Source organism: Trichlorobacter ammonificans (genome assembly GCF_933509905.1).
GTDB lineage: Bacteria > Desulfobacterota > Desulfuromonadia > Geobacterales > Pseudopelobacteraceae > Trichlorobacter > Trichlorobacter ammonificans.
In genome coordinates this window covers 2,713,352-2,733,406 of the sequence record NZ_OW150024.1, presented here as the reverse complement: position 1 = coordinate 2,733,406, position 20,055 = coordinate 2,713,352, and the positions used below count along the sequence as shown (strand labels likewise).

General features: G+C 63.3%; 16 protein-coding genes and 1 pseudogene. 8 read left to right on the top strand and 9 right to left on the bottom strand.

Translation table 11 applies throughout. From position 1 onward, the window contains the following. Nucleotides 1-6: 6 nt before the first annotated feature. The 4 genes and pseudogenes from recA to RAK07_RS12500 form a co-directional block, all read right to left on the bottom strand. Nucleotides 7-1,011 carry a recombinase RecA gene (recA, locus tag RAK07_RS12515; RefSeq protein WP_305733168.1) on the bottom strand — a complete coding sequence of 335 codons (1,005 nt, stop codon included), beginning with the start codon at nucleotides 1,009-1,011 and terminating at the stop codon, nucleotides 7-9. Between the two features lie 74 nt (nucleotides 1,012-1,085). Further along, nucleotides 1,086-1,568, bottom strand: a pseudogene (locus RAK07_RS12510) (CinA family protein); the annotation flags it as partial. After that, nucleotides 1,564-2,757: a nickel pincer cofactor biosynthesis protein LarC gene (gene larC, locus RAK07_RS12505; protein ID WP_305733167.1), complete on the bottom strand. Its 1,194-nt coding sequence runs from the start codon at nucleotides 2,755-2,757 to the stop codon at nucleotides 1,564-1,566. The pseudogene RAK07_RS12510 and the gene larC, both read right to left, overlap by 5 nt. Then, nucleotides 2,754-3,761 (bottom strand): sensor histidine kinase, encoded by a 1,008-nt coding sequence (locus RAK07_RS12500; RefSeq protein WP_305733166.1) that lies wholly within the window; start codon nucleotides 3,759-3,761, stop codon nucleotides 2,754-2,756. Before RAK07_RS12500 ends, larC begins: the two co-directional genes overlap by 4 nt. A gap of 145 nt (nucleotides 3,762-3,906) precedes the next feature. Here RAK07_RS12500 and RAK07_RS12495 point away from each other — a divergent pair, with 145 nt between their 5' ends. The 3 genes from RAK07_RS12495 to RAK07_RS12485 are packed head-to-tail and all read left to right on the top strand — an operon-like array spanning nucleotide 3,907 to nucleotide 5,863. Further along, the gene (locus RAK07_RS12495; RefSeq protein WP_305733165.1) at nucleotides 3,907-4,647 is read left to right on the top strand and encodes a YkgJ family cysteine cluster protein; all 741 of its coding nucleotides are present in this window, start codon (nucleotides 3,907-3,909) and stop codon (nucleotides 4,645-4,647) included. Next, a complete protein-coding gene (locus RAK07_RS12490; protein ID WP_305733164.1) occupies nucleotides 4,644-4,982 on the top strand; it encodes a cupin domain-containing protein in 339 nt (112 codons plus the stop codon). The genes RAK07_RS12495 and RAK07_RS12490 overlap by 4 nt, the downstream gene beginning before the upstream one ends. After that, nucleotides 4,982-5,863, top strand: a complete 882-nt coding sequence (locus RAK07_RS12485) for a radical SAM protein (protein WP_305733517.1) — start codon at nucleotides 4,982-4,984, stop codon at nucleotides 5,861-5,863. The genes RAK07_RS12490 and RAK07_RS12485 overlap by 1 nt, the downstream gene beginning before the upstream one ends. A gap of 126 nt (nucleotides 5,864-5,989) precedes the next feature. On the opposite strand, the gene hcp is transcribed toward RAK07_RS12485, so the two are convergent. Beyond that, complete coding sequence (gene hcp, locus RAK07_RS12480; protein ID WP_305733163.1) at nucleotides 5,990-7,591, bottom strand: hydroxylamine reductase; 1,602 nt, start codon at nucleotides 7,589-7,591, stop codon at nucleotides 5,990-5,992. 137 nt (nucleotides 7,592-7,728) lie between these two features. Here hcp and RAK07_RS12475 point away from each other — a divergent pair, with 137 nt between their 5' ends. The 5 genes from RAK07_RS12475 to dtd all read left to right on the top strand — a co-directional run bounded on the left by RAK07_RS12475 (nucleotide 7,729) and on the right by dtd (nucleotide 15,742). Beyond that, nucleotides 7,729-8,832 carry a DUF362 domain-containing protein gene (locus RAK07_RS12475; protein WP_305733162.1) on the top strand — a complete coding sequence of 368 codons (1,104 nt, stop codon included), beginning with the start codon at nucleotides 7,729-7,731 and terminating at the stop codon, nucleotides 8,830-8,832. 141 nt (nucleotides 8,833-8,973) lie between these two features. Further along, nucleotides 8,974-12,099: a response regulator gene (locus RAK07_RS12470; protein WP_305733161.1), complete on the top strand. Its 3,126-nt coding sequence runs from the start codon at nucleotides 8,974-8,976 to the stop codon at nucleotides 12,097-12,099. Between the two features lie 98 nt (nucleotides 12,100-12,197). Beyond that, on the top strand, nucleotides 12,198-13,316 hold the full coding sequence (locus RAK07_RS12465; protein ID WP_305733160.1) for an ABC transporter substrate-binding protein: 1,119 nt from the start codon (nucleotides 12,198-12,200) through the stop codon (nucleotides 13,314-13,316). Between the two features lie 6 nt (nucleotides 13,317-13,322). After that, entirely contained in the window at nucleotides 13,323-15,314 is a 1,992-nt protein-coding gene (locus RAK07_RS12460; RefSeq protein WP_305733159.1) for a sensor histidine kinase, read from the top strand. After that, complete coding sequence (gene dtd / locus RAK07_RS12455; protein WP_305733158.1) at nucleotides 15,302-15,742, top strand: D-aminoacyl-tRNA deacylase; 441 nt, start codon at nucleotides 15,302-15,304, stop codon at nucleotides 15,740-15,742. The genes RAK07_RS12460 and dtd overlap by 13 nt, the downstream gene beginning before the upstream one ends. A gap of 7 nt (nucleotides 15,743-15,749) precedes the next feature. Here the strand turns inward: dtd and RAK07_RS12450 are convergent, their stop codons facing one another. From RAK07_RS12450 to cysD, 4 genes are read right to left on the bottom strand one after another with little or no spacing between them, the layout of a single operon-like run. Beyond that, complete coding sequence (locus RAK07_RS12450) at nucleotides 15,750-16,301, bottom strand: beta-class carbonic anhydrase (RefSeq protein ID WP_305733157.1); 552 nt, start codon at nucleotides 16,299-16,301, stop codon at nucleotides 15,750-15,752. 44 nt (nucleotides 16,302-16,345) lie between these two features. Next, nucleotides 16,346-17,389: a hypothetical protein gene (locus RAK07_RS12445; RefSeq protein ID WP_305733156.1), complete on the bottom strand. Its 1,044-nt coding sequence runs from the start codon at nucleotides 17,387-17,389 to the stop codon at nucleotides 16,346-16,348. A 32-nt stretch (nucleotides 17,390-17,421) separates the two neighbouring features. Further along, entirely contained in the window at nucleotides 17,422-19,035 is a 1,614-nt protein-coding gene (gene cysN / locus RAK07_RS12440; RefSeq protein ID WP_305733155.1) for a sulfate adenylyltransferase subunit CysN, read from the bottom strand. Next, nucleotides 19,035-19,940, bottom strand: coding sequence for a sulfate adenylyltransferase subunit CysD (gene cysD, locus RAK07_RS12435; RefSeq protein WP_305733154.1), 906 nt, complete (start codon nucleotides 19,938-19,940; stop codon nucleotides 19,035-19,037). The genes cysN and cysD overlap by 1 nt, the downstream gene beginning before the upstream one ends. Between the last annotated feature and the right edge of the window lie 115 nt (nucleotides 19,941-20,055).

The window sequence follows — 20,055 nt, the reverse complement described above, 5'->3', positions numbered from 1 at the left end:
CGGCTGTCAGGCGTCGGCTTTGGGGGCCGGCTTGATCAGCTCCATCAGCTTCGCCTCGATCTCCGCCAGCATGGCCGGATTCTCCTTGAGGAACTGACGGGAGTTCTCCCGCCCCTGGCCGATCCGCTCCTTGTTGTAGGAGAACCAGGCACCGCTTTTGTCGATGATCCCCCGTTCCACTGCCAGATCCAGAACGTCGCCGGTGCGGGAGACCCCTTCGCCGTAGAGGATGTCGAATTCAGCCTCCTTGAAGGGTGGGGCGACCTTGTTCTTGACCACCTTGACCCGGGTGCGGGAACCGATCACCTGATCCCCCTGCTTGAGGGTGGCGATCTTGCGGATATCCAGCCGCACCGAGGCGTAGAACTTGAGGGCGTTGCCGCCGGTGGTGGTTTCCGGGTTGCCGAACATGACGCCGATCTTCATCCGGATCTGGTTGATGAAGATGACGCAGCAGTTGGACTTGGAGATGATGCCGGTCAGCTTGCGCAGGGCCTGGGACATGAGGCGGGCCTGCAGGCCCACATGGGCGTCACCCATCTCCCCTTCGATCTCCGCCTTGGGCACCAGGGCGGCAACGGAGTCAACCACCAGCACGTCGATGGCGCCGCTGCGCACCAGGGTTTCGGCGATCTCCAGGGCCTGCTCGCCGGTGTCGGGCTGGGAGACCAGCAGGTCGTCGGTCTTCACCCCCAGCTTGCGGGCGTAGGTGATGTCCAGGGCATGCTCGGCGTCGACGAAGGCGGCGATGCCGCCGCTCTTCTGCGCCTCCGCCACGATATGCAGGGCCAGGGTGGTTTTGCCGGAGGATTCGGGACCGTAAATTTCGATGACCCGGCCCCGGGGCACACCGCCCACCCCCAGCGCCAGGTCAAGGGAGATGGCGCCGGTGGAGATCGCCTCCACGCCGGGCAGGGCTTCGTCGTTGCCTAGGCGCATGATGGCACCCTTGCCGAACTGTTTTTCTATCTGGGAAAGGGCCAGCTCGATGGCCTTGTTCTTATCGCTCACGGCTCTGCCTCCTTGGCGTGAAAAGAGATGAAAAGAGTTGCGAAAAGTAGCATATCGAAACAGGGGGCGGCAAGCTAATTTACCGGCGATTTTATCATCAAAAGACGATTTTTCAGCAAAAAGAGCGCCTCTTCCGTGGTTTGGAGGCGGATGTCGTCACGGGTACCCTGAAACTGGTAGCGGTGAGCCGTACAGCCGGTCCGGTCGGCCAGGGCGATGAAGACGGTGCCCACCGGCTTTTCCGCAGTACCGCCGCCGGGGCCGGCGATGCCGGTCACCGCCAGGGCGAGGTCGCTGTCGGCCGCGGCCCGCGCTCCTGCGGCCATGGCGTGAGCCACCGGTCCACTGACGGCACCGTGCTCCGCCAGCAGGGCCGACGGAACCCCCAGCATCTGCTGCTTGGCATCGTTGTGGTAGGCAACGATCCCCAGCCGAAAATAGGTGGAACTGCCCGGTACCGCCGTGATCCGCGCGGCAATAATACCGCCGGTGCAGGATTCGGCCAGGGCCAGGGTCAGGCCGGAGGAACGAAGCAGGTCCGCCACGACCTCATCAACGGCGGTCATTGCGTTCCTCCCGCAGCAGACGCTGCTGTACCTCCCGAAGCGGCAGGCCCTGCTCGCGGGCGATCCGGCGGCAGTCCTCGTACTCCGGCTTTATCCCCGCCGGAGATCGTTTGAAATGGACCGTTCCCCAGGGGGTCAGCCGTTCCTCCACCGTCCGGGGGGCGATCCGGCGGGTCACCTCGTAGACCCGTACCCCCAGGCTGCCGGTTTCGGCCATAACCAGTCCGATCAGCGCATCAAGATGTGCGGCGGTGCAGAGGAACGAGAGCTGCACGGCGGGCCGGTTCTTTTTCATCTGGATGGCGGTATGCCAGACGTCCAGCGCTCCGGCCTCCAGCAAGCGCTCCAGGGTGTAGCCGAGCTGTTCCGGGGTGACGTCGTCCAGATTGCAGACCGCCTCCCGGACCATGTCCTGCTCCGAAGACTGCGGTGTGGTCCCCAGGAAGGCCCGCAGCAGGTTGGGACAGTCGGCAAAGTCCTTGGTTCCCGCGCCGTGGCCGATCCGGGTGATCGTCATCTCCGGCATGGTGTCGGCGCGTTCCGCCAGTGCCGCCAGGATGGCGGCACCGGTGGGGGTTACCCGCTCACCGTCGCCGCAGCGGGCATGTACCGCACATCCCGTGAGCAGTTTCGCCGTGGCCGGTGCCGGCACCGGCAGCCGGCCGTGGGCCGTCTCGACGAAGCCGCCACCCAGCGGTACTGCCGAGACGTGCAGCCGTCCAACCTGCAGGTAGTCCAGGCCGATGGCCGTTGCCACGATGTCCACAATACTGTCCACCGCCCCCACTTCGTGGAAGGTGACAGCATCCACCGTGGTGTCGTGAACCAGTGCTTCCGCCTCGGCCAGACGCAGAAAAATCCGCTGTGCCGTTGCCTTGACCCGTTCGTTGAGACCGCTGGCGGCGATCATGGCACGGATGTCGGCGTAGCTGCGGTGGTGATGGTGTCCGTGAGCGCCGTGGTGGTGATGATCGTCGCCGGGCAGACGAACGTCAAGGTGCAGCCCGGCCATGCCGCGCCGTTCCACCCGTTGAGCGACAAGCGTGAAGGAGTCGGGCGGCAGGGCGAGGGTAGCCAGTTGTTCCTGCAAATGATCGAGGGGGAGCCCCAGGTCGAGCAGGGCCGCTACGGTCATATCGCCGCTGATGCCGGCGGTGGCGTCGAGGTACAGGAGGTTCATGCCGCTTCCTCCCGGCACTCCCCCCGTGGGACCTCCACCCGGAATACCGTTTCCCCGGGGGAGCTGGAAAAAGTGATGGTGCCGCCCATGCTCTGTTCGATGATCAGGCGCGACATGTAGAGTCCCAGCCCGCTTCCTTCCCGCTTCTTCTTGGTGCTGAAGTCCGGCTCGAACAGCCGGGGGGCTGCCTCGGCGGGGATGCCGGCACCGTTGTCGCATACTTCAAGGAGAATCCGGTCGGGGCCGCTGCTGACCTGCACCGTTATCCGGTCCCGCTCACGATGGTCGCCGCCGGGGGCTGATTGGCTGCGACGCAGTTCAAGAATGGCATCGCGGGCGTTGGTCAGGAGGTTGACGACCACCTGGGCGAACTCGTTGGGCAGTCCGCAGGTCTGGTCGTCCTCCGTTTGGGTGACAACTGCGAGGGTGATGTTGTCGCGCCGCATCTGCGCGTTCATCAGGGAGGCTGCCTCAATGACCCTGGCGGAAACGCTGAACAACTCTTTGCGCTTCTCAGGCCGGAAGAATTTCCGGAAGGCGGCGATGGTCTCGGACATGAACAGTATCTGGGAAAGCGCGCGGTCGGTGGCACGGTTCAGATAGGCGTCATCCAGCTTGTTCTGGCGACGGGCTTCGCGGATGTTCTGCACCAGGATGTCCAGGGTAGTCAGGGGCTGACGCCACTGATGGGCGATGGCGTCGATCATCTCCCCCATGGCGGCCATTTTGGCGTTCTGCGCCAGCAGCCGCTCCTGGGCCAGGCGCCGCTCAGTTTCCTCCTCCACCCGTTGGGTAAGAGTCGTGTTGAACTGCCGCAGCTGGTGCTGGTAGCTGTCGCTGATGATCAGGGTTTTGTGCAGTTTGCGCAACAGGGTGTGATAGCTTCCTGCCAGCAGTCGCAGCTCCTCGGCGAGCAGGCTGCTGTCCGGTGCCGGGGCGTCAAGAACCTGCAAGGCACGGCTCAGCGCTTCATCAGCGGTTACGGTTACCTTTTTTGGTGGCATGGTATGATCTCGCTCGGTGGTGCCAGTATGGGGACAACCGGTACGGGTCCCCGGAGTCCGGCGCGATGATTGTTGCATAAAACGTCGAATTGGTACACCGTGAGTTGTACCAATATGTGGAAATTCAGCAACAGGCATGTAACGAATGACGATTCTGACCGATGAACAACACGGGACACCATGGCAACCGCTGCTGGATGAGCTGGCGGAACAGCGTGCTACCCTTGACCTGATGACCGCTGCCTGGGCGGGTGAGTACCGGGGCGCCGGGGGGCGGCTGTTCTGCACGGCGGGCTGCCGCTCCTGCTGTAGCCTGGCGGTCAACTGCACCCTGACCGAGGCGGTTGACCTGGCGGCAATCCTGACAACGGAGCAGGCCGGCGCGGTTGCCGGCTATGTGCAGCGCCTGCGGGACTTGACCATCCCACTGACCGACCTGAAGAGCTATCTGCGGATGCAGCGCAGTGAAATGGGCTGGTGTCCGCTGCTGGGGGACGACGGCTGCTGCATGGTGTATCCTCTGCGCCCCCTGTCCTGTCGGGCGCTGCTCTCCACCAAGGAACCTCATTGGTGCGGCGCAGACTTCGGGACACTCCCCCCCGAGGAAAAACAGGCGTTCGTGGCGTCACTGGATCGGTCGGTGGTGGCCTTTCCGCTCCACTACGCGGCCTTCACTCAGGACAGCGGCCGGGAGTTGGAGGAGCGGTTGCTGGTACGGATGAGAGAGCAGTTCGGCATCGCCCTCTACGGTAATCTGCCGGTACTGCTGCACCTGGTGCTGGCCTGGCGGATTCAGGAGATCCTGTCTGCCGGACCGTCTGCCGTGGAAGAGCTGCTGAGCCGCGCCGGCCTGGATCACCCCTTTCTGGTGGAGCGGCTGTCGTGAGCGGCAACCTGTTCGCCGGTCTGCCCGATGCCGGAGCAGGGGAGGTGTTCGAAACCTTGCTGACCCTGCCGGCGGTCCGGATCGAACGGATCGTCTCCCATGGTCAGGCCACGCCGGAGGGAGAGTGGTACGACCAGCGACAGGGGGAGTGGGTGCTGCTACTGGCCGGGGGAGCCGGACTGCAGCTGGAGGGGGAGGCCGGTCCGCGACGTCTGCTGCCGGGTGACTACCTGTACCTGCCGCCCCGCTGCCGTCACCGGGTTGCCTGGACCGATGCCGGACAGGTGACGGTCTGGCTGGCGGTGCATATCGATAGTGAGGCTGCTGCGCCATGATGCCGCACTACGTTGAACCGCTCTTCCGTCCCCCCAGCGAGGCCCGCAGCCTGATCTTCCAGATCACTATCGGCTGCTCCCAGAACCGTTGCCGGTTCTGCGGCATGTACAAGGGAAAACCGTTCCGCATCCGTCCGGCGGAGGAGATTCTCGCCGAGATACGGGCCATTCCCGCGGCCTACCGTTCACGCATCGAACGGGTCTTCCTGGCGGACGGCGATGCCCTGGTCTACCCCACGGCAGGGCTGGCCATCATTCTGGAGGCGCTGTCCGCCACCTTTCCGGCCCTGACCAGGGTGGGAGCCTATGCCTCCCCCAACAGCCTGACCACCAAGAGCCCGGAAGAGCTGCGCCGTCTGCGGGCGTTGAAGCTGCGAATTCTCTATTTCGGTCTGGAATCGGGCGACGATGTCACCCTGACGACCATCGACAAGGGGTTCTCCGCCGCAACCATGGCAGAACAGGCCCTCATGGCCCGGGATGCCGGCATCAGGCTGTCGGTGACCGCCATCCTGGGGCTGGCGGGGCGCGGACGGAGCAGGGACCACGCCCGGGCCACCGCGGCCTGGATCAACCGGGTCAACCCGGAGTATTTTTCGCTCCTTACTCTTTTTCACCGCCACAACGACGGCTTCGTCCGCTCCCTTGAGCGCTGCACCCGGCGGGAGCTGATGGGGGAGGCCCTGGAACTGCTGCAGCACCTGCAGCCTGCCCGTACCATCCTGCGCTCCAACCATGTTTCCAATTTTCTGGAGCTGACCGGCAGCTACCCCAAGGACCGGGAACGGTTGATCGACGATGCACGCCAGGCGCTGGCAGCGGCGGAGCGCTATCCCGGCTTTCTGGACAGCGTGCCGGAGTACGGGGAGGAGTATTACTGAAAGAGGGAAACTGGCATGCGACGTGTGCGGAACCGCAGTTGAGCGATATGCCGCAGCGAAACGCATAACGGCGCGATACGTCCGGTATCGCGCCGTTATGGGATGCTGCAGCCTGGTGATGTCCGGTTATCCCAGGATCGCCTTCAGGTCTTCTTCGGCCGTGGTGATCGGCATGATGTTGAAGTTCTCCACCAGGAAGCCCAGCACCGCCGGGGTGATGAAGGCCGGCAGGGTGGGTCCGAGGCGGATGTTCTTGATACCCAGCGACAGCAGGGTCAGCAGGATGACCACCGCCTTCTGCTCGTACCAGGAGAGGACCAGGGACAGCGGCAGGTCGTTGACGCCGCACTCGAAGGCACCGGCCAGGGCCACGGCGATCTGGATGGCGCTGTAGGCGTCGTTGCACTGCCCCACATCCAGCAGACGGGGGATACCGCCGATATCGCCGAACTCAAGCTTGTTGAAGCGGTACTTGCCGCAGGCCAGGGTGAGGATGACCGTATCCTTCGGCGCCTTTTCGGCGAATTCGGTGTAGTAGTTACGGCCCGATTTTGCGCCGTCGCAGCCGCCCACCAGGAAGAAGTGCTTGATCTGGCCGGCCTTGACGGCGGCGATAACCTTGTCGGCAACCCCCAGCACGGCGTTGTGGCCGAAGCCGGTCAGGATCTCCTGGCCCGGATTCTCCGGCAGGGAGGGGCACTCAAGGGCCTTGTTGATCACTTCGGAGAAATCCCAGCCATTGACATGCTTGACGCCGGGCCACTGCACCAGACCCCAGCTGAAGAGGCGGTCGGTGTAGGAGTCGGCCGGACGCTGGATGCAGTTGGTGTTGAAGATGATGGCGCCGGGGAAGTGGGGGAACTCCTTGGCTTGGTCCTGCCAGGCGCCGCCGAAGTTGCCGGCCAGGTGGGAATACTTCTTGAGCCCCGGATAGGCGTGGGCCGGCAGCATCTCGCCGTGGGTATAGATGTTGATCCCCTTGCCTTCGGTCTGCTTGAGCAGTTCTTCCAGCATTTTCAGGTCGTGGCCGGAAACCAGAATCCCTTTGCCGGCCTTGGTGCCCAGGTTGACCGGGGTGGGAACCGGTGCGCCGTAGGTGTCGTTGTGGGCGGCGTCCAGCATCCCCATGACGGTCAGGTTCTGCTTGCCGCACTCCATGCACAGCCCCACGAAGTCCATCAGCCCCAGGGAGGCATCGGTGGTGGCGGCCAGCGCCCGCTGGAAGAACGCGTTCACCTCATCGTTGCTGCGACCCAGGATCAGGGCGTGGTCGGCGTAGGCGGCCATCCCTTTCAGGCCGTACATCAGGATTTCGATGACGGAGCGGATATCCTCGTTGACATGCTGGCTGTTGATGCCGTACTGACCACCCTGGGTTACCATGCCGGCCAGGTCGGCGGCCGGTTTCCAGTCGGCAACCGGGCCGGCGATGACGGCACCGCTGGCGGCCTTGGCCTTTTCCTTCAACTGGTAGCACTGCTGAATCTTCTTGCCGATGGTTTCCGGGTCGAAGTCCACGTTGGTAACGGTGGTGAAGAGCCCCTCGATGGTGAAACGGTCGATCTCGGCATTGCGGCCCAGCTTGTCGGCGTACAGGGCCAGGGACTTCAGGCCGTACAGCAGGTGGTCCTGCAGAGCGGCAACGTCGGGCTTCTTGCCGCAGACGCCGGATATGTTGCAGCCGGTGCCGTTGGCGGCCTGTTCGCACTGGTTACAGAACATGCTCATTGGTGCTTCCTCCTTGTGATGGTGATGGCTCAACTGGAATGGATGAGTTTTGGTCGTTTTGTGGTATGAACACTATACCACGGGTTTTCAGTTCTGCATGACCTGAGTCAAAAAATTCCGGTTACCGGGGGATGTTTATGTCAAAAGTATTTTTCGCCGATATGCGGGCCAGTCACAAGGAGAACCTGTTCGACAAGATCACCAAGCTGTTGACGCTGTGCGGCCTGCAGCAGCGCGTCACCCAGGACGACCTGACCGCTGTGAAGATCCACTTCGGGGAAAAGGGGAACAGCGCTTTCATTCGACCGATCTTTGCCCGCCGGGTGGTGGACGAGTTGAAGAAACTGGGGGCGAAGCCGTTTCTGACCGATTCCTCCACCCTCTATCCCGGTGAGCGCAAGGAGGCGGTGTCGGCTCTCGCCTGCGGCATCGAGAACGGTTTCGCCTATGCGGTGGTGGGGGTGCCGCTGATCATCAGCGACGGCCTGCGCGGGGTGACGGAAACAACGGTACCGGTGGACGGGGAACTGTTGCAGGAAGTCTACATCGGTACCGAGATCGTGGAGGCCGATGCCCTGGTGGCGCTGTCCCACTTCAAATGTCACGAGTTGACCGGCTTCGGCGGCGCCATCAAGAACCTGGGGATGGGCTGTGCGTCCCGCAAGGGAAAGCTGGTGCAGCATTCCACCGTGGCGCCGGTGGTTGCCGCCAAGCACTGCACCGCCTGTGGCCTCTGTATCAAGGCCTGTGCCCATGATGCCATCGTCATCACGGACGGCACGGCGGTGATCGATGCGGCGAAATGCGCCGGTTGTTCCCGCTGTATCACGGTCTGCCCCACCAAGGCGGTGAATATCCAGTGGAACGAGGCGGTGGATCTGGTGATGAAGAAGATGGCCGAATATGCTTTGGGAGCGGTTTCGAACAAGCAGGGCAAGACCGTCTACCTGAATTTCATCACCCAGGTTTCGCCGGCCTGCGATTGCTACGGCCACTGCGACGCCCCCATCGTCAACGACATCGGTATCTGCGCCTCCACCGATCCGGTGGCCCTGGACCAGGCCTGTGCCGATCTGGTGAACGGTGCCCGGGGGAACGAAGGGAGCGCCCTGAAGTCGGGGCATGAGCCGGGTGGCGACAAATTCCGGGGAGTCTGGCCGGATATCCCCTGGGAAGTGCAGCTGGAACATGCAGAAAAGATTGGCCTGGGAAGCCGCAGGTATGAGATGATCCGCCTGTAAGCCGAGACGGGATCACCGGCGTGCGTCGCGCCGCCTTTCGTGCCGCACAGGCGTACTCTTCGGGGTGCGCCTGTGTTGCTTCGGCACCGTCCCGCCGCATGCTGTCCTGATTTTTGTTGTACCGGAAGGTATTCCGCACCCATGACCTTTGTCAGCATACGTTACAAGCTGATTGCCGGCTTCAGCATCTTCATTGCCCTGCTGTTGGGGATGATTGCCTGGGGCACTTATGCCTGGTTCAAGCTGCAGACCCAGGAGAGTATCTACCGCGAACAGCTTTCGATGGTCTCCACCGTGGCTCGGGGGTTGGACCACAAAATGTCAAGTGCTCAGGAAGCGCTCATCGCCGTGGCGCGCGTGGTGCCGGTGACAATGCTGGGTGACCGTCTGCGGATGCAGAGCTGGCTGGAAAACCGTACCGGCATCCGTTCAATCTTTTCCCACGGTCTCTCCTTGGTGAACGGCAACGGCGTTCAGGTTGCTACAAACCCCCATCTGCCACGGCTGCTCGGCATTTCCGTCGCCGACGAACCCTATGTCCGCGAAACGCTCCGCAGCGGAAAGCCGTTGGTGTCCCTGCCGGTGAACTCACGGGTCGATAAGACGCCGATCCTTGTCATGACAGCGCCGCTGCGCGATCAGCAGGGAAGAGTCGTCGGCCTGCTGACCGGTGCCATCGATATACAGGCCGAAGACAGCTTCTTCCGGGATCTGACCAGCGCCAAGGTGGGCAGGAGCGGCTATCTCTCCCTGTTCGCCCCCGACCGGACCGTGATCCTCCATCCCGCCCGGGACCGGGTGGGGAAAAAGGATCTTTCGCCCGAGTCCAATCTGATTTTTGACCGGGCGATGAAGCAGGCCGAAGGGGTGGGAGAAACCAGCAACTTCGGGGGGCAACAGTTCCTGGCCGCCTTCAAGCGGCTCGAATCCACCGGCTGGGTGCTGGTTTCCCAGTTTCCCATCGAGGAGGCCTACGAGCCGATTTTCCGTTTCAGGGCCGCCTTCCTCTGGGGGATGACCGCCGCCGTGGGGGTGGCGGTGCTGGTTGCCTGGTTGCTGGGGCGCAGTATTACCGGGGGGCTGGACAGCCTGACCTCCCAGGTGAAGGCGGTGGCCACCGGTGCCGGCAACCGCAGTCGTATCCATCTTACCAGCAACGACGAGCTGCAGCTGCTGGCCGACTCCTTCAATAATCTGCTGGACGGTCTGGCGGCTCGGGAATCCAAGCTGCTGGATTTTTCCATTTCCATGGAGCAGAAGAGCCTTGAGCTGGCGCTGGCGTTGGCGGAGGCTGAAGAGGCCACCCAGGCAAAAAGCGCATTTTTGGCCACCATGAGCCACGAAATCCGTACCCCGATGAACGGGGTGATCGGTATGACCGGCCTGCTGCTGGAAACCGAATTGACGCCGGAACAGCGCCGCTTCGCCGAGATTGTGCGCAGAAGCGGCGAAAACCTGCTGGACATCATCAACGACATCCTGGATTTCTCCAAGATCGAGGCCGGCCGCCTCGAACTGGAGACCCTGGTCTTCGACCCGCGGGTGACCCTGGAGGAGACGATTGAACTGCTGGCCGGCCGGGCTGCCGAGAAGGGACTGGAGCTGGTCTGTCTGGTGGACCCGGCGGTTCCCTGGGAGCTGAAGGGAGACCCGGGCAGGCTGCGCCAGATCGTGTTGAACTTGGCCGGCAATGCCATCAAATTCACGGCGCACGGCGATGTCTGCATCAGGGCGCTGCTGGAACAGGAGGATCATCGGCAGGTGGTGCTGCGGGTTTCGGTGCGTGATACCGGTATCGGCATCCCCCGGGAACGGCTGAACGCCATTTTCGAACCGTTCATCCAGGTGGACGGCTCCACCACCCGCAAATACGGCGGTACCGGCCTGGGACTCGCCATCTGCCGGCAGCTGGTACGGTTGATGGGAGGTCAGATCGGCGTTGAGAGCCAAGAGGGGGAAGGGTCGGAATTCTGGTTTACCGTCCGCTTCGAACCGGTGGCGCCGGCGGAGCGGATTGGCTCCCATCCCTTAGAACCGATTGACGGTCTCAAGGTGCTGGTGGTGGACGATAACGCGGCCAATTGCGAGCTGTTGGGATCGCTGCTGGCGGGGTGGCGCTGCCACCATGTCGCCGTGGCCGACGGCACAGCGGCGCTGGAACTGCTCCGCCAACGCCAGCGGCAGGGAGACCCCTTCCAGGTTGCTCTGCTGGATTACGACATGACGGAAACGGGCGGCCTAAGCCTGGCAAGCATGATCCGGGCCGATGCCGAGGTGGGGAAGACGGCGCTGGTGGCGCTGACCTCCCTGGGGCAGCGGGGGGATGCGGCTACCTTTGAACAGGCCGGCTTCAATGCCTCTCTGACCAAACCGATCCGACAGCAACACCTCCATGACTGCCTCTCCGTGCTGGTGGGGCGTGGGGCGCCGTCGCACCAGGGAGGGGGCGGGCCTGGTGCCGCCCACGCCATCCGGGAGGCCCAGCGGGACGGGGTGCATATTCTGCTGGTGGAAGACAATCAGGTGAATCAGGCGGTGGCACTGGCCATGCTGGGCAAGGCCGGCTATCGTGCCGATGTGGCGGCCAATGGCCGGGAGGCCCTTGAACTGCTGGAACGGATTGCCTACGACCTGGTGTTGATGGACTGCCAGATGCCGGAACTGGACGGGTTTGCCGCAACACGCCGGCTGCGTTCCCCGGACTCCACGGCGCTGAACCGGACGGTGCCGGTGATCGCCATGACCGCGAACGCCCTGTCCGGCGACCGGGAGCGCTGCCTGGCCGCCGGTATGGATGACTACCTTTCCAAGCCGGTCAAGCCGCTGGAGCTGGTGAAAATGCTGGACAAATGGCTATCCCGTGGTCCCCACGCCCACCAGCCGCCGCCGGGGACGGGCGATCACCCCGCAACGGGCGAGGGGCAGCGGGACCTGCAGGTTTTTGATCGGGCTGATCTGCTGGACCGGGTGGGAGACGCGGAAGAGTTGATGAACGAAATTCTCGCGATCGCGCTGGAGGATATTCCCCGTCAGCTCAGTCAGCTCCGGGCGGCGACGGAAGCTGACGATCGTTCCGCCCTGCGGCAGGTGGCCCATGCCATCAAGGGGTGTGCCGCTAATATCAGTGCCGGTCAGCTGCATCTGGCGGCAAGCCTGCTGGAGCAGGAGGCCGAAAACGCCGGCAGCGAACAGATACAGCGGCGGCTGCGCCTGGTGGAAACCCGTGCGGAAGCGCTGCTGGCCGCTCTCCGTGGCGAGAGCGGTTGATGACGCCGGCTTTCCTTATCGGAAAGCTGTGGTATAAGGGCAACGGAAACGATGTGGAGCGTGGTATCTGAAGTTCGGCGGGTGTGGGAGGACTATCCATGAGCAGACTGACACGACTTGCTGCGGCGACGCTCGTGCTCGCGTGCCTGTTGGCTGGCTGTTCCCGGAAAGAACCGGTCAAAATCGGCATGATGGCCGGCATGTCCGGTCGGGTGGCTGACCTGGGGATTGCGGGACGCAACGGCGTCATGCTGGCCATTGAGGAGCGTAACGCTGCCGGTGGTCTGAATGGCCATCCCGTGGAACTGCTGGTACGTGACGACGAACAGAATCCGGATATTGCCGGAAAAGCTGTCGAGGAACTGCTGGCCAACCGGGTCGAGGTGATCATCGGTCCCATGACCAGCGGCGTGGCAACCGCCATTCTGCCGCGAATCAATGCCTCCGACACCATTCTGCTCAGTCCCACCGTTACCTCCAGCTCGCTTGCCGGGAAGGACGACAATTTTTTCCGGGTCTGCGGCGATACCCGCGCCTATGCCGAAAAATCGGCGGATTTTCAGTACCGCAGGCTGAACCGGCGTTCCGTGGCGGCTGTCTACGATCTGGACAACCGAGCCTACAGCGAGGTCTGGCTGAACGAGTTCGCGGCCCGGTTCGGGAAACACGGCGGGAAGATGGTGAGAGCGTACGGTTTTCACTCCGGCGCCACCCCTGCTTTTCAAGGGCCACTGCGCCAAGTGCTGGCCGCAAAGCCGGACCTGGTGCTGGTGATTACCAACTCGGTGGACGCGGCGGTCATCTGCCAGCAGATCCGCAAGCTGGCGCCCCGGCAGGCCATCGCCCTGTCGGAGTGGCCCTCCACCGAACGCTTTGTGGAGCTGGCCGGCGCCGCGGCTGAAGGGGCGCACGTGTCGCAGTTCTTCAACCGCGAAAGCGCCCATCCCCGGTATCGCGCCTTCAGGGACGCCTATCGGGCTCGCTTTGGCGGCCAGGAGCCGGGATTTGCCGCACTTGCCGGTTATGATGCCGCCAAGGTTGCTCTCGAAACGCTCGAAAAGCGTGGCCCAGGGGAAACCGTCAAACAGACGCTGCTGCGGATCGGCCGTTTCAGCGGTGTCCAGCAGGAGTTCACCATCGACCGTTTCGGCGATGCCGACCGGCCCACCTACCTTGCCGTCGTGCGCGACGGCAGCTACCATACCCTGGAGCCATAGGCTTCCATGACCACCAGAAGCCTGCGCACCATACTGTTTGCCAACTCGGCCCTTGCCATATTTCTGCCCCTGCTGCTGGTGCTGTTCTTCGGCTGGCTCTGGCTGGTGCCGCTGATCAGCCGCGGCGTAAACGCCCAACAACACCAACTGGCCGAAGCCATTGCCGGCCAGGTCGAGTCGTTTCTCACCGTTGCTGAATCCCACGTCACCACCATTGCCCGCCTGCATCCCGAAGCTGAGCTGACAGCGGAATACCGGCGCCACGTCCAGCATGTCATATATGCCGCCGTCAAATCGGTACCGCACCTGCGCAGCCTCTACCTGGTGGATGCCGATGGCCGGATCGGGATGGTGGGGCTCATGGAGGATGCCCGGGTAAGCAGTGCCGATCTGCAGGGGCTGGACATGACCGGCAACGACCTCTTCCGGCAGACGCGCACAACCGGCAATCTTCAATGGTCGGAGACCTTCCTGTCGGTGGTGGGCAGCGGTCTCTCCGTTGCCGTTGCCGCTCCCTCGGGGCCGCGGGTGCTGATCGGCGAGATCGATCTGGCTGAGCTTTCCCTGTTTCTCCGCCGGATTTCGATGGCAAAGGACCGGCAGCTGTTCGTGATCGACCGTCGCGGTCAGATTATTGCCGACCAGAGCGGCCGCTATACCGCGCAGCAGATAAACCTGAGCAACAATGAGCTGATTCAGAACAGCATTAAAACCGGTGCGGATGCAAGTGGCCTTCTCGATCTGAACGGTACCGTCATGGTGGGCAGCATTCAGAAGATCAGGACGCTGGACTGGTGGGTACTGGTCACGGAACCGCGGGCAACGGCCTACCGCCAGGTCTGGGTGGCCGTTGCCATTGCTGTGGCCGGACTGCTGGTGACTGCCCTGACGGTCCTGGCCGCTTCCCTGGTCTTTTCCTACCGCCTGGCCCGGCAGATCGAAGCCCTGGCCTCTCATGCGCGCAACATCGCCAACGATGAGATTGTTACCCGTTGGCCCGGCTCCGAGATCGCCGAGCTGGACAGCCTAGCCATGACGCTGCAGGAGATGTCCTCCACCCTCCATGAACGCGCAAAGGTACTGGAGCATGAGATCGCCGAACGCCAGAAGATGGAGGAGGAGCTCCACCTGAATGCGGCCCTGCTTGAGGAGGAGGTCTCGGTGCGTCAGCGGACCGAGGAGGCGTTACGGGTTAAACAGCTGCAGCTGGAGGCGGTGAACGATTCCCTCGAACAGCGGGTGCGGGAGGAGCTGGCCAAGAACCGGGAGAAGGACCTGCTGATGATGCAACAGAGCAGGCTGGCAGCCATGGGGGAGATGCTCTCCAATATCGCCCACCAGTGGCGCCAGCCGTTGAACGAGCTGGGTATTCTTATCCAGATGGTCCGGTACGACTACGAGGACGGCCTGCTGGATGGCCAGAAAGTGGGCCAGTTCATCGACTCGAGCATGAGCACCATCCAGTACATGTCCAATACCATCAACGATTTTCGTGACTTTTTCAAGCAGGACCGCGTCCCGCGGCTGTTTGACCTGGAGGTCGCCATCCAGAATGCCGTGGGGTTGGTACGGGCGTCGCTGCAGCATTACGGCATTACGGTCACGGTGGAGCTTGACCGCCGCTGTATGGTGATGGGGTACGCCAACGAGCTCTCCCAGGCACTTCTCAACATCATCAACAATGCCCGTGACGTGCTGGTGGAGCGAAATACCGTCAACCCGACAATTGAGGTGATCTGCCGCATCAGCGACGGCGAAGCCCTGATCACCATCAGCGACAATGCCGGTGGGGTGACGGAGGAGATCATCGACAAGATTTTCGACCCGTATTTCACGACCCGTCACAAGTCCCAGGGAACCGGTCTGGGGCTGTACATGACCCGCATGATCCTGGAAAGCAAGCTGGGCGGCCGGATCAGTGTCGTCAACACCGCGGAGGGAGCGCAATTCAGGATCGTCATCCCCTGTGAGCAGGAGGTGGTGTCGTGCGGGCCGTGATTCAGCGCGTCAGCTCCGCTTCGGTGGCGGTGAACGGAGAGACGGTCGGTGCCATTAACCGGGGAATCCTGGTGTTGCTGGGGGTTGAGAAAGGGGATGGCGAGGCCCAGGCCGACTGGCTGGCGGAGAAGATCATCGGCTTGCGCATCTTCGAGGACGGGGCGGGCAAGATGAACCTGGCCCTGGGGGAGGTGGGGGGTGCCATCCTGGCGGTGTCGCAGTTCACGCTGGCCGGAAACTGCGACAAGGGACGGCGGCCGTCCTTTGACGGTGCCGCCCCTGTAGCGGAAGGGAGGCGGCTGTACGACTATTTCGTCGAAACCCTGCAACGACACGGGGTGACGGTGGCCACCGGTGTTTTTCAGGCCGATATGCAGGTGAGCCTGGTAAACGACGGCCCGGTAACGTTTATTTTGGAGCGGCGCTGAGAGTTTTCTAAGTGCCGTACCCGGCGGAAACCACCTCCAGGCGGCCGTCGTTGGGACAGAACAGCAGGCCGTGGATCGGCACGTTCTTCGGCAGCAGCGGGTTTTCCCGCAGTACCCGCACCACCCGTTCCACATTCTCCCGCGGATGGGAGAATGCTCCCACCCATTGACCGATGTCCGGCATCATCCGGTCGATGATCTCCGGCGACACGCCGCGGGCGATCATCTTGTCCCGCAGTCCCGGCCCATCCACCGAACCCATGCCGCAGTCCTCATGACCGATGACGAACACTTCCTCAACACCCAGCTCGTAAATCGCCACCACCAGACTACGGATCACCCCCCCCTGGTGGGGGTCAATGATGGTGTTGCCGGCGTTCTTGATGATCTTGGCGTCCCCCCGCTGCAACCCCATGGCCGGCTCCAGGAAATCCACCAGCCGGGTGTCCATGCAGGTGAAGATCCCCAGCTGCTTGCGGGGGGACTTGGAGAGGGGGGGAAAGGCACCGGGATGGGTGAAACTCCGGTTGTGGGCAATGATTTCGTCCAGCAGGGTCATCGGCTGATTCCTTTGCTCGGGTGTGGGGTGTGCGGGGGGCGGTCCTACAGGCGGAGCGCCGTAACAGCCTCCCGTTCCAGATCATTCATCCGGCTGACGGTTTTTTCGTGGCCGTTGTGCCGGACCAGCACACGGCTCTCCTCGCGGGGTGTCGCCTTGGTGTGGTGCAGCAGCAGGGCAGCGGCCAGATCCAGCACGGCCGGGTCCTCCGGGCCGGTGAGCAGGCCGCAGGGGCCGGTGCCGTCCTGCCAGAGCAGTACCGTGTCCTCGGGGCGGGCCACGGCGGCCAGCAGGTCGTTCTCGCGCTCGTCCCGTCCCAGCACGAGCTTGTGCCGGGGGGAGAGCCGGAAGTGGCGGCCGGTTTTGAGCAGCTTGATGTCGAACATCTCCAGTTGGTCGCACTGCTCGAACAGATCCTTCAGCTTGGGCACGAAGAGCGGCTCGGTCAGCATGCAGCCGCCGGCGGGACAGGGGTAGTTCCCCAGGTCCAGTTCTTCGGCAAGCTGAATCTGTTCCTTGCGGGAACGCCCTTCAATGGCCAGCAGCTTTTCCCGGTCAACCCACCCCTCGTTTTCCGGGATGGTGGGTTCGAAGTGGCGGGCCGAGAGGGGGCGCAGGATCAGGCCGGCCAGGCCGCTTTCCTGCTCGATCCGCAGCAGGGCGTCCCGGCGCTGGCTCATGGGGCGCTGCCCCAGCACCTCGCCGGTGATGACGAAGTCGGCACCGGTTTCCCGCAGAAACTCACCGGCTTTCTGCAGCAGGAAGATACGGCAGTCGATGCAGGGGTTCAGGCCCTTGCCGTAGCCGAAACGGGGCGCCCGGACGATCTCCAGATAGTCGATCCCCTTGTTCTTGACCGTGATCGGGATGTTGAACTCCTGGGCAACCCGCACCGCCTCGGACTTACAGCCGGATGACTTGCTGGTGCAGGTGCAGAAGGGAGAGGTGAAGTTGAGGGCTACGACCCTGATCCCCTGCTCAAGCATCAGCTTGACGGCAAGGGTTGAATCGAGGCCCCCCGAGAGGAGGGCCACGGCGGTACGTTGAGGCGGTGCTGCGGGGTGCTGCGGGTACGGCGGATTCGACATTACGGGCTACCTTCCGGATACTGGATCTGCTGCTATGACGGGGGCTCCCCGTACAGCATGACCCGTACTGTACCATTGCTGCGGCCAAAGGTGAAGTGCAGATCGCGATCCAGGGCCAGCCGGGCCAGCGGTTCCAGCTGTTCCGGGCCTCGCAAGAGTATGGTCACGGCTGAGCCCCGATCCAGCAGGGCAGGAAGTTCCGGAGCGGCACTCACCAGGAGCGGCAGCTCCACGCCGGTCAGGTCCACCACCGCGACGCCATCCCGTCCCAGTTCAACCCGGTGCACGGCCGCTCCCTCCGTATCCCCCAGGCCGTAAAAACTTTCCAGCGATCCGTTGTCCGGCGCTGCCGCCGTGATCATGCCGGCCGCCACGGTGGCGTTGCTGAACCGGTCGATCAGGATGAAGCTGCCGGTGTCCCGGTTCGTGTTGTAGGTGTCGCAGGAGAGGGGACGGTCCAGCTCCAGACGGACCGTGCCGATTTCGTTCAGTCCCAGGGTGGGAACCCGCCGCTCTTCCAGGGTGTTGACATCCACCGCTGCGGTCACGCAGATGACCCGGCCGGGGATGGTGCCGCCGGCTCCCTTGAGCAGGTAGGTCTGCCCCACCTGCAGCGGCTCCTCATGAAACCAGACCAGCCGTGCCTCAGGGTGACGGGTGTGGAGCGGCGGCGCATCCGGCGGTGTGAGCAGGTCTCCCCGGCTGATATCGATTTCCGACGTGAGGGTCAGGGTCACCGCCTGACCGGCCACCGCGTGCGGCAGGTCGCCGTCCATGGTGACGATGCGGTCCACCCGGCTGGTCTGTCCCGAAGCAGCCACCCGCAGTTCATCGCCGGGACGGATGGTGCCGGAGGCTACGGTGCCGCAGAAACCGCGAAAATCAAGGTGGGGGCGGTTCACCCACTGCACCGGCAGCCGGAACGGCTGGCGAGCCACGGTGTCCGTCACCGCCACGGTCTCCAGGTAGGTGAGCAGCGCGGGGCCGTCGTACCAGGGGGTGCTGGCGCTGTTCTCGATGATGTTGTCGCCGTTCAAGGCCGAGATCGGAATGGCGGTGATGGACGAAAACCCCAGCGGCGCGGCGAACTGCCGGTACTCTTCCAGGATGGCGGCAAACCGCTGTTGGTCGAAATCGATCAGGTCCATCTTGTTCACCGCCAGCACCACATGCCCGATCCCCACCAGGGAGACCAGGTAGCTGTGGCGGCGGGTCTGGGTGAGAAGTCCCTTGCGGGCATCCACCAGGATCACCGCCACCTTGGCGGTGGAGGCGCCGGTGACCATGTTGCGGGTGTACTGCTCGTGGCCGGGGGTGTCGGCCACGATGAACTTGCGCCGGTCGGTGGAGAAGAAGCGGTAGGCCACGTCGATGGTGATCCCCTGCTCCCGTTCCGCCTGCAGGCCGTCCAGCAGCAGGGCATAGTCGATGGCCCCCCCCTGGGTGCCCACCTTCTTGCTGTCCGCCTCCAACGCTGCCAGCTGGTCCTCGAACACCATCTTGGAGTCCCATAACAGCCGCCCGATCAGGGTGCTTTTGCCGTCATCCACGCTGCCGCAGGTGATGAAACGCAGCAGCGACTTCTCCTCCTGGCTCTTCAGGTAGGCGAGGATATCTTTTTCTATCAGTTCGGATTGATGTGCCATCAGAAATATCCTTCCTGCTTCTTCTTTTCCATGCTGCCGGCCTGGTCATGATCGATCAGGCGCCCCTGGCGTTCGGAGGTACGGGTCAGCAGCATCTCCTGGATGATCTGCGGCAGGGTGTCGGCCTCCGACTCCACGGCGCCGGTGAGAGGGTAGCAGCCCAGGGTGCGGAAGCGGACCGACCTCTGCTGCACGGTCTCGCCCGGTTTCAGCTCCAGCCGGTCGTCATCCACCATGATCAGCATGCCGTCCCGCTCCACCACCGGCCGCACCGCCGCATAGTAGAGCGGTACGATCGGGATGTTCTCCAGGTGGATGTACTGCCAGACATCCAGTTCGGTCCAGTTGGAGAGCGGGAAGACCCGGATGCTTTCCCCCGGCTTGATCCGGGTGTTGTAGAGACTCCAGAGTTCCGGCCGCTGGTTCTTGGGGTCCCAGCGGTGGTTGGCGCTGCGGAAGGAGAAGATACGTTCCTTGGCCCGGGACTTCTCCTCGTCGCGGCGGGCTCCGCCGAAAGCCGCGTCGAACTTGTACTTGTCCAGGGCCTGCTTCAGGCCTTCGGTCTTCATGATGTCGGTGTAGAGGGCCGAGCCGTGGGTAAAGGGGGAAATTCCCTGTGCCACCCCCTCCCGGTTGACATGCACGATCAGGTCAAGGTCGCACTCCCGCGCCATCCGGTCCCGGAAGGTGATCATCTCGCGGAACTTCCAGGTGGTATCCACATGCAACAGCGGAAAGGGCGGCGGCGCCGGGTAGAAGGCCTTGCGGGCCAGGTGCAGCATCACCGCCGAATCCTTGCCGATGGAGTAGAGCATCACCGGGTTGGCGAACTCGGCCACCACCTCGCGGATGATCTGGATGCTCTCGGCTTCAAGTTGCTGTAAATGGGTTAACTGTTGACTCACAAATATCTCCTTGGGTTTACTAACCGGCTGCGGATTTTACGTCAGATCGTCGCACCCGCAGGAGCGACCACGGAGGCTTGAGCCACGCTACGCCGCACACGGGAGTGACGAGGAC

Excerpts from the sequence above, each read along its gene's own strand:
- larC (WP_305733167.1), bottom strand. The coding sequence starts at position 2,757 with ATGAACCTCCTGTACCTCGACGCCACCGCCGGCATCAGCGGCGATATG.
- RAK07_RS12500 (WP_305733166.1), bottom strand. The coding sequence starts at position 3,761 with ATGCCACCAAAAAAGGTAACCGTAACCGCTGATGAAGCGCTGAGCCGT.
- RAK07_RS12495 (WP_305733165.1), top strand. The coding sequence starts at position 3,907 with ATGACGATTCTGACCGATGAACAACACGGGACACCATGGCAACCGCTG.
- RAK07_RS12485 (WP_305733517.1), top strand. The coding sequence starts at position 4,982 with ATGCCGCACTACGTTGAACCGCTCTTCCGTCCCCCCAGCGAGGCCCGC.
- hcp (WP_305733163.1), bottom strand. The coding sequence starts at position 7,591 with ATGAGCATGTTCTGTAACCAGTGCGAACAGGCCGCCAACGGCACCGGC.
- RAK07_RS12475 (WP_305733162.1), top strand. The coding sequence starts at position 7,729 with ATGTCAAAAGTATTTTTCGCCGATATGCGGGCCAGTCACAAGGAGAAC.
- RAK07_RS12470 (WP_305733161.1), top strand. The coding sequence starts at position 8,974 with ATGACCTTTGTCAGCATACGTTACAAGCTGATTGCCGGCTTCAGCATC.
- RAK07_RS12465 (WP_305733160.1), top strand. The coding sequence starts at position 12,198 with ATGAGCAGACTGACACGACTTGCTGCGGCGACGCTCGTGCTCGCGTGC.
- RAK07_RS12460 (WP_305733159.1), top strand. The coding sequence starts at position 13,323 with ATGACCACCAGAAGCCTGCGCACCATACTGTTTGCCAACTCGGCCCTT.
- RAK07_RS12450 (WP_305733157.1), bottom strand. The coding sequence starts at position 16,301 with ATGACCCTGCTGGACGAAATCATTGCCCACAACCGGAGTTTCACCCAT.
- RAK07_RS12445 (WP_305733156.1), bottom strand. The coding sequence starts at position 17,389 with ATGTCGAATCCGCCGTACCCGCAGCACCCCGCAGCACCGCCTCAACGT.
- cysN (WP_305733155.1), bottom strand. The coding sequence starts at position 19,035 with ATGGCACATCAATCCGAACTGATAGAAAAAGATATCCTCGCCTACCTG.